This window comes from Marilutibacter maris, from assembly GCF_006546735.2.
In the GTDB taxonomy this organism is placed as follows: domain Bacteria; phylum Pseudomonadota; class Gammaproteobacteria; order Xanthomonadales; family Xanthomonadaceae; genus Marilutibacter; species Marilutibacter maris.
Window position 1 is genome coordinate 1 of record NZ_VICD02000010.1, and the last position, 1,307, is coordinate 1,307.

Annotated in this window: 2 protein-coding genes; both read right to left on the bottom strand. The window is 72.4% G+C overall.

Going from position 1 to position 1,307, the window contains the following annotated elements; genetic code table 11:
- Positions 1-876: ATP-dependent DNA helicase (locus FKV24_RS01465; protein WP_141480942.1), on the bottom strand; the 876-nt coding region annotated here is incomplete at its 3' end.
- Between the two features lie 15 nt (positions 877-891).
- Positions 892-1,307: hypothetical protein (locus tag FKV24_RS19090; protein ID WP_170288164.1), on the bottom strand; the 416-nt coding region annotated here is incomplete at its 5' end.

Consider the following 1,307-nt stretch of genomic DNA (forward strand, 5'->3'; position numbering starts at 1 on the left):
CTGCTCCAGCGCACGCGCCGGTTCCTGCACCGCCGCCAGCGCGCCGGGCACCTCCTTGCACTCGGCCAGGGCGTCGCGCGCCAGCTCCACCAGCGGCCGCGCGCTCAGGGCCTCGCCGAAGAACTGCGAGGCCAGGTCGGGCAACTGATGGGCCTCGTCGACGACGAAGGCCTGGGCACCGGGCAGGATCTCGCCGAAGCCCTCCTGCTTGAGCGCCAGGTCGGCCAGCAGCAGATGATGATTGACCACCACCAGGTCGGCCGATTGCGCCCGCTGGCGGGCCTGGACGACGAAGCAGTCGGAAAAGAACGGGCACTCGCTGCCCAGGCAATTGTCGACCGTCGAGGTCACCACCGGGATCAGCGGCGAATCCTCGCCCAGGCCCTCGACCTCGGCCAGATCGCCCATCCGCGTGCCTCCGGCCCAGGCGACGATGCGCTGGAACTGGGCGGCGATCTCGCGACTGGCGAAACGCGGCTCGCCCTTGGCCTGATGCATCCGGTAGTGGCAGAGGTAGTTCGCGCGCCCCTTCAACAGCGCGGTCTTCAGGCCGACGCCGAGGGCGTCGCGCACGCGCGGCAGGTCGCGGTGATAGAGCTGGTCCTGCAGCGCGCGCGTGCCGGTGGAAACAATGGTCTTGACCCCCGACAGCAACGCCGGCACCAGGTAGGCGAAGGTCTTGCCGGTACCGGTGCCGGCCTCGGCGATCAGGGTGCCCAGCGGCGTGCCGCGCGATTCGAACGCGGTCGCGATCGCCACCGACAGCGCCTGCTGGGCCGGACGCGGCGCGAACGCCTCCAGGTTGCGGGCCAGCGCGCCGCCCTCCTCCAGCGCTTCCCGCGCCGCCCGGGCGAGCCGGGAGTCCTGTTCTGCCATCGCCTCGTCCCGCAATCAGTAACGCGGCGGCGGTGCGACCGTGCAGGCATCGCGTCGCCGTCCGGCCTCTTCGACCGAGACCCTGGGCAGGCCGGCGGTATCGGGCGGACGCGAACCACCCGCGCGGGCGCGCACCACCGTTTCCCAGTTGCGCCGGCACAGCGGGCCGACATCGGTGCCGGCCGCGCGCGCCTGCAGCGCCAAGCGCTCGGCCAAGTCGGTCTGGCCCAGCAACAGCGCGATCTCGGCGCGTTGCTGCAACAGGTTCGGATCCTGCGCCGAAATCTCCAGGGCCTGGTCGAGGCGATCGGCGGCGGCCTGGTACAGGCGGCCGGCCTCCAGCCGCGTGGCCTCCTCGCTGAGGTCGCTGACCTGCGGGTCGCGCAACGGCTGCACGTCCAGCTCGCCGCCGCTGGCGGTGCCGGCGGCAC